A 7,183-nucleotide genomic window follows, 5' to 3' on the forward strand; every position below is an offset into this window, starting at 1 on the left:
CTACCTGACTAAGCTTATCTATTGATTTGCGCATATCACATGCTTGATTATATATAAATATTTTGGTTCTTATACTTCCTATTAACATTCTAAAATTCCTACTATCGCTTTAATCTCTTCTATTTTGCATCCTTTATTAAACCCTATTCTTATCCCCTTTTTACTTTCTATTATCATCTCTGATTTTATTTCTTCACTTCTTTCTTCTTCGCATTCTTTCACTCTTATTGGTATAAATTTATTTTTTACTGTATTTCTTTTATTTTCTACAAGAATTCTGTGCCATTTATAAAATGTACTTCTCGGCACATTCTTTTTCTTACAAAATTCATATTTACTTACATTACTTTTTTTATATTCTTCTACTAGCTCTTTCCATTTTTCATTACTTATTCTTTTTTTCTTTTTTTCTAATAGCATCATTAGCCTCTATTTTTTTAGGCTTTTGTTCTACCACTTATTTTTATTCTTGCCTAGATGCCCTTATTTTAGCGCTTACAAATCAATAGATAAGCTTAGTCAGGTAGTAGGAGAGGAGTTTGAAAATAATATAATGGATGGGGATATTTTAGCGTTTACATAACAAAATCAAAACTAAATAACTTGCAAAATTTAATTTCTTGATTTATTTTTCGCATGGAAGCATTTGATGAGGGCAAAATTATTTGCTAACTTGGTCAGGTCTGAAAAGAAGCAGCCATAGCTTAGATTTTTGGGTCTCATTTTGCTTCCTATGCAAGTTTAAAGGAAGTATCTTTTTTATAAAAATGTTTGATAAATATCAATATATTCAAGTTAATTTAGAGCACCTTAAAAAAAATTATTTAAAGTTAAAGTCTTTTTTGAACTCAAATAAAACTATTTGTTCTGCAGTTGTTAAAGCAAATGCATATGGTTTAGGAATAAAAGAAGTAAGTCAGGCTTTATATGAAGTTGGTTGTAGAAATTTTTGGGTTACAAATTTAAAAGAAGCATTTTTAGTTAGATGTGTATCTATTGAATCAAATATTTATATTTTTCAAGGTATTAACAGTTATGAAGAGCTTGAAGTTATTAAGGAAAATAATTTTATACCTGTAGTTAGTAGTATAGAACAATTAAATTTGATTAATCTATATGTAAAAGATAAAGTTAATATAGTTTTAAATTTTGATACTGGTATTGGTCGTGAAGGTGTGCAAATAGAGGAAATAAAACAGTTGAATTTAGAAAAATGTAAAATTGAACTGATTATGAGTCACCTATCTTGTTCTGAACAAAAAGAACATTTTTTGAATAAAGAACAGCTTGACTTATTTAAAAATATTCAAGATTTATTTGTTGATGCAAAATTTACACTGGCAAATTCAGGAGGTATATTTTTAGGACATGAGTATCATTTTAATATGGTAAGGCCAGGTAGTGCATTATATGGTGTTAATATATTAGAAGACAATAATGATGTTAAAATGCTAAATGTTGTGGAATTTTATGCAAGTGTTTTAAATAGAAAAATTTTTTATAAAAAGCAATATATAGGTTATAATGCGACTTATAAAGTAAATAAAGGAGATAAAGTATTGATAATTAATGCAGGTTATTACGATGGGTATAGAAGAATATTAAGTAATAAATCTATGGTTTATTCAAAAGGATATTTTTTGCCAGTTATTGGTATAGTGAGTATGAATATGATTGCAGTAAATGCTAATGCACTACCGGAATCTTTATTTAAAAAAATAAAAAGTGTTGAATTAATTGGTGAAAAAATTACTATTAAAGAAATTGCTAAATGGGCAAATACAGATCAGAGAGAAATTTTAACAAATATTTCCTCTAGTTCTAGAAGAATTTATATAAAATGAATTTATTTAAACATATACAAACATTAGGTGTTATTTCATTAAGATTACTAAAAAATATAGGAGAATTAGTAATATTTTTATGTAACGTTTTATGTAAATTATTTACAGTTCCATTTTATATTAGGAATTTTTTTCAGCAATTAATAACTATAGGATTTTATTCATTACCAGTGATTGGGTTTACTGCAATTTTTACAGGTGCAGTTTTAGCCTTGCAAACTTATACTGGCTTTTCAAGAATGCATGCCGAAAGTTCAATTGCTTCAGTTATTGTTATTTCTATAACTAGAGAATTAGGCCCGGTATTGGCGGGATTAATGCTGGCTGGTCGTGTTGCTGGATCAGTAGCAGCAGAAATTGGAACAATGAAAATATCAGAGCAGGTAGATGCTTTATACACATTAAACACTGATCCAATTAAATATTTAATTATTCCAAAAATAGTAGCTGGTACAATAGTATTGCCATTATTGGTATTGGTTTCTGATGTTATTGGAATTTTTGGTGGTTATCTTGTTGCTGTATATAAAATTGGGTTTGAATATCACTCATATATTAGAAGTACATTGAAATTTTTAGAGTATCAGGATGTCATGTCAGGTTTGTTTAAAGCTGCTGTATTTGGTTTTATTGTGACATTTATAGGGTGTTTTTTTGGATTTAAAACTTCTGGAGGTGCAAGTGGAGTGGGTGTTGCAGCTACTCAGTCTGTGGTATCATCATCAATATTGATTTTACTATTCAATTATCTAATAACTGGGTTATTATTTGTCAGGTAATTATGTCTAGAAACAACCTTATATCAGTTAGTAATTTAAACAAGACTTTTGGTGATAAGAGGGTTTTAAAAGATATAAATTTTAATGTTTTAAAAAGAGAGTCATTTGTTATTATAGGCGGATCAGGGAGTGGTAAATCTGTCCTTTTAAAGTGTTTAGCAGGTTTATTGAATCCTGATGAGGGGAGTAAAATTATTATAGATAATGAATTTGTTACACACACTCATATTATTCAAAGAAAAAAATTTATAAAGAAATTTAGTATGCTTTTTCAAAGTAATGCTCTTTTTGATAGTTTGCCTGTATGGCATAATATTTGTTTTAGCCTAATAAATTCAGGTATTTTAAACATTGAGAGAGCTAAGCAACATGCGGTAGAAATGTTAGAATTAGTTGGGTTAAACGAAGAAATTGTTGAATTGTATCCAGCAAGTTTGTCGGGAGGGATGCAAAAAAGAGTGGCTATAGCAAGGGCAATTGCAGTTAATCCAGAAATTATATTTCTTGATGAACCTACTTCAGGACTAGATCCAGTGATGTCAGATACAATTACAACTTTAATTAAAGGCATTAGTAAAAAATTGAAATCTACAACAATTACTATAACTCATGATGTAAAAATAATGAAAAAGATTGCTGATAGGGTAGCATTATTAAAAGAGGGAGAGATTTTTTGGATAGATACTCTTAAAAATACTGTAAATAGTGATAATGAATATGTTAAATTATTTTTAAATAAGTAAATTTTATGGAAATATCTATATATTTTAAAGCCTTTTTTATATTAATATTAATAATAAGCATTATTGGAGTAGTTGCTGTTTTTGCAAAATTTATTAAAAATAAAAAAATATTCGGTAATTTTGTAATGAACAATGATTTAAAACTTGAAGAAACTTTAAATATAGATTATAAAAGAAGATTAGTATTGTGTAAATTTAAGAAAAAAAAATATTTAATATTACTTAGTCAACAAGATATTTTAATAGATGTCATTACTGAAGAATAGAAAATTATTATTAATAATTTTTATAATTTTTATTTTATTTGGAGCTAACCTATATAATGCTGAAGCTCAAGGAGTAACAATAGACTTTGGTGATAATGATGATCAAACTTTATTTAGTAATAAAGTAATACAGCTTATTGGCCTTATTACTATTTTAAGTGTAGCTCCATCAATTTTAATAATGGTTACGTCTTTTACTAAGATTACTATTGTTTTTTCAATACTTCGTCATGCACTTGGTTTACAACAAACTCCACCAAATATAGTTATTATTAGTTTGTCTTTATTTCTTACATTTTTTATTATGTTTCCTACATTTAATAAATCCTATGAAAATGGTTTGTTGCCACTTATGAATAATCAAGTAGATGAGGAAAAAGCATTACCAAAAATAATAGATCCTTTTAAAATTTTTATGAAATAAAATACAAGAGATAAAGATCTAGATTTATTTAAAGATATTGCTAAAGAATCTCAAAATTTAGAAAAAATTGAATTACCCCTAAGAGTTATAATTCCTGCATTTATGTTAAGTGACTTAAAAAGAGCGTTTGAGATAGGATTTTTAATTTATTTACCATTTTTAATTATAGATTTAGTGGTTGCATCTGTGTTAATGGGAATGGGTATGATGATGCTGCCGCCTGTTATAATATCTTTACCATTTAAGTTAATTTTCTTTGTAATGATTGACGGTTGGTATATGTTAAGTGGAAGTTTAGTTAAAAGCTATGGATTAGGCTAATATATTTAAGAAACAACTTTCAAAGCTTTTTAAAATTAATTTATTATTTACTCTATTATTAATAACATGAAATTTAAGGACAAATTAAATATTGCTGAAGTTGAAGCTAAATGGCAAAAAACTTGGAGTGAAGCTAAAATTTATAAATGGGATAACACAAAATCAAGAGATGAGATATATTCAATAGATACACCTCCTCCAACAGTTTCAGGCCAATTACACATGGGCCATGTATTTAGTTATACACAAGCAGATTTTATTGCAAGATTTCAAAGAATGAACGGTAAATCTGTTTTTTATCCTATAGGTTTTGATGATAATGGATTGCCAACAGAAAGGCTTGTTGAGAAAGTCAAAAAGATTAGAGCTAAAGATTTAAGTAGACATGAATTTATAAAAGTATGTGAAGAGGTAGTTTTAGAAACAGAAGAAAAATTTAGAAATGTTTATAAATCTCTTGGTTTAAGTTTTGATTGGGAACAGGAATACCAAACTATTAGTTCTAAATCTCGAAAGCTTTCTCAGATGTCATTTATTGATTTATATAATAAAGGTAAAATTTTAAGAAAATTTGGTCCAAGTTTTTGGGATGTTAAGGATCAAACTGCAATAGCTCAAGCTGAAAATGTTGATAAAGAGCAAAAAGGTACACTGAATTATATTAAGTTTAAAACCTTAGATAATGAAGATATAGTTATTGCAACCACTAGGTCTGAGATGTTGCCTGCTTGTGTTGCTATTTTTTATCATCCTGAAGATGAGAGATATAAAAAATTGAGAAATAAAAAAGCAGTTATTCCGTTTTTCAATCAGCATGTTTCTATTTTATCAGATCATCAAGTTGATAAAGAAAAAGGTACAGGGTTAGTTATGTGTTGTACTTTTGGTGATATTCAAGATATTGAGTGGTGGAGAAAACATAAGCTTGAAACTATTGAATGTATTAATTTATATGGAAAAATGAAAAATGCTGGCTTTCTTAATAATCTTAAAATAAAAGAAGCAAGAGATTTAACTATAGAAAAGTTAAAAGAAAGTCAGTTATTAGTCAAGCAAGATGAAGTTGTACAGAATGTTAAATGTGCTGAGAGATCTGGAGCAGTTTTAGAAATTATACCGACAAATCAATGGTATATTGAAGTTTTACCTTATAAAAAACAATTACATGAAAAAAATGATAAATGTAATTGGTATCCAAAATTTATGAAGGAAAGGTTAACTAATTGGATAGATGGATTAAATCAAGATTGGTGTATTTCTAGACAAAGGTATTTTGGTGTTCCATTTCCAGTTTGGTATTCAAAAAGAAAAGGTGAGGAAGGTAAGATTCTTATTGCTAATGTTAATAAACTTCCTATTGATCCTTATATTGATTTACCAGAAGGGTATAGCAGAGAAGAAATTGAGCCAGAAACTGATATAATGGACACATGGGCAACTAGTGCTATAACACCACAGCTTTCTAGCCATGGTATAAGTGAAGACTTGATGCTTGACAAAGATAGACATAATAAATTATTTCCATATGACCTGCGTCCTCAAGCTCATGAGATAATTAGGACTTGGGCATTTGGTACTTTAGTGAAATCGTTATTTAATCAAAATTCAATTCCTTGGAAGAATTTAATGATTAGTGGTTGGTGTTTAGCTTCAGATAAATCTAAAATGAGTAAATCTAAAGGTAATGTTGTGACGCCGGAAAAATTAATAAATGATCAAGGCGCTGATGTTGTAAGATATTGGGCATCTAGTTCAAAGCTTGGTATTGATATAGTTTATAGTGACCAGATTTTTAAAATTGGAAAAAAACTAATTAATAAATTATGGAATGCTGGGAAATTTGTCCACTCACATATTTGTCATATTAATAGTGAGATTACTTCAGTTAAAAATGAAATTAAAATTGGAGCTATTTTTTGTGACTTAGATAAGTGGATACTCTCAAGTTTGTATCAAGTTATTGAAAATGCAACGGCATCTTTCAAGAATTATGAATATTGTGATGCTAGGGTGTTTATTGAAAATTTCTTTTGGAATGATTTTTGTGATAATTATTTAGAACTTATAAAGACAAGGGTATATGACGAAGCAGATAATAATCCTAAGGAAAAGAAAAGTGGGCTGCTAACTCTTTACTATGTTTTTAATACATTATTAAAACTTTTTGCTCCATATATTCCTCATATTACTGAAGAATTAAATTCTATTTTATATGGTGAAGATCATCAAATGGTGAATAAGATTAACATGTGGCCAAAATTAGATGGTTTTTATTTTTCTAGTAGTAGTTTAAATACAGGGATTGATGTTTTAAATTTACTGGAATTAGTAAGAAAGTATAAGTCAATCAATGAGCTTTCTTTAAGAGCTGAATTAAGTGGTATATATTTTAATGGTGCAAATATTCCAAAATTAGCTTTACTAGATTTAAAAAATGCCAGTAGTTGTAAAGAGATTCATTATAAAGAAAGTATTGCTGAGCCTAGTTTGCAATCAAATTGTGGTAAATATTTAATTAAAGTTGTGTAAACGCTAAAATATCCCCATCTTGACAAGTATTATCCGCCTTTCTTTGGGTTTCTTAAGTTTTTTGATAATTCTAAAAAAAATTTAATTTGATGATATTTTTTTATCAATATTATATGGAAGTAAATTTACTAACTCTTTTGGATCAGAATAATCATGAATATGATTCAGCAAATATTTTAAATAATCATAAGGATTAATCTTATTTACTTTGCAAGTTTCAATAATACTATAAATATTTGCACTAGCTTTAGCACCCTTAGTTGTTGCACAGAACATC

At 27.6% G+C, this 7,183-nt stretch carries 7 protein-coding genes, 1 other RNA gene and 1 pseudogene; 7 read left to right on the forward strand and 2 right to left on the reverse strand.

Annotated elements, in window-relative coordinates; genetic code table 11:
* Positions 1 to 81: 81 nt before the first annotated feature.
* Complete coding sequence (tnpA, locus tag EIC27_RS05185; protein WP_126045046.1) at positions 82 to 423, reverse strand: IS66 family insertion sequence element accessory protein TnpA; 342 nt, start codon at positions 421 to 423, stop codon at positions 82 to 84.
* Positions 424 to 645: 222 nt separating this feature from the next.
* Between tnpA and ffs the strand changes: the two genes are divergently transcribed.
* From ffs to EIC27_RS05220, 7 genes and pseudogenes are all read left to right on the forward strand, one after another.
* Positions 646 to 730: signal recognition particle sRNA small type (gene ffs, locus EIC27_RS05190), an RNA gene on the forward strand.
* A 37-nt stretch (positions 731 to 767) separates the two neighbouring features.
* On the forward strand, positions 768 to 1,844 hold the full coding sequence (gene alr, locus EIC27_RS05195) for an alanine racemase (protein ID WP_126045047.1): 1,077 nt from the start codon (positions 768 to 770) through the stop codon (positions 1,842 to 1,844).
* Positions 1,841 to 2,623, forward strand: coding sequence for an MlaE family ABC transporter permease (locus EIC27_RS05200; RefSeq protein WP_126045048.1), 783 nt, complete (start codon positions 1,841 to 1,843; stop codon positions 2,621 to 2,623). The genes alr and EIC27_RS05200 overlap by 4 nt, the downstream gene beginning before the upstream one ends.
* A gap of 2 nt (positions 2,624 to 2,625) precedes the next feature.
* Positions 2,626 to 3,366: an ABC transporter ATP-binding protein gene (locus tag EIC27_RS05205; RefSeq protein ID WP_126045049.1), complete on the forward strand. Its 741-nt coding sequence runs from the start codon at positions 2,626 to 2,628 to the stop codon at positions 3,364 to 3,366.
* A 5-nt stretch (positions 3,367 to 3,371) separates the two neighbouring features.
* The gene (locus EIC27_RS05210) at positions 3,372 to 3,632 is read left to right on the forward strand and encodes a flagellar biosynthetic protein FliO (RefSeq protein WP_126045050.1); all 261 of its coding nucleotides are present in this window, start codon (positions 3,372 to 3,374) and stop codon (positions 3,630 to 3,632) included.
* Positions 3,613 to 4,377 (forward strand): annotated as a pseudogene (gene fliP / locus EIC27_RS07645) (flagellar type III secretion system pore protein FliP). The gene EIC27_RS05210 and the pseudogene fliP overlap by 20 nt, the downstream one beginning before the upstream one ends.
* A 66-nt stretch (positions 4,378 to 4,443) precedes the next feature.
* The gene (locus EIC27_RS05220) at positions 4,444 to 6,906 is read left to right on the forward strand and encodes a valine--tRNA ligase (RefSeq protein ID WP_126045051.1); all 2,463 of its coding nucleotides are present in this window, start codon (positions 4,444 to 4,446) and stop codon (positions 6,904 to 6,906) included.
* An 81-nt stretch (positions 6,907 to 6,987) separates the two neighbouring features.
* Here the strand turns inward: EIC27_RS05220 and EIC27_RS05225 are convergent.
* The coding region (locus EIC27_RS05225) for a transposase domain-containing protein (RefSeq protein WP_126044202.1) at positions 6,988 to 7,183 on the reverse strand (196 nt) is incomplete at its 5' end.

Origin of the sequence: Candidatus Aquarickettsia rohweri (genome assembly GCF_003953955.1) — a bacterium.
In the GTDB taxonomy this organism is placed as follows: domain Bacteria; phylum Pseudomonadota; class Alphaproteobacteria; order Rickettsiales; family Midichloriaceae; genus Aquirickettsia; species Aquirickettsia rohweri.

Excerpts from the sequence above, each read along its gene's own strand:
- EIC27_RS05200 (WP_126045048.1), top strand. The coding sequence starts at position 1,841 with ATGAATTTATTTAAACATATACAAACATTAGGTGTTATTTCATTAAGA.
- EIC27_RS05220 (WP_126045051.1), top strand. The coding sequence starts at position 4,444 with ATGAAATTTAAGGACAAATTAAATATTGCTGAAGTTGAAGCTAAATGG.
- EIC27_RS05210 (WP_126045050.1), top strand. The coding sequence starts at position 3,372 with ATGGAAATATCTATATATTTTAAAGCCTTTTTTATATTAATATTAATA.
- tnpA (WP_126045046.1), bottom strand. The coding sequence starts at position 423 with ATGATGCTATTAGAAAAAAAGAAAAAAAGAATAAGTAATGAAAAATGG.
- alr (WP_126045047.1), top strand. The coding sequence starts at position 768 with ATGTTTGATAAATATCAATATATTCAAGTTAATTTAGAGCACCTTAAA.
- EIC27_RS05205 (WP_126045049.1), top strand. The coding sequence starts at position 2,626 with ATGTCTAGAAACAACCTTATATCAGTTAGTAATTTAAACAAGACTTTT.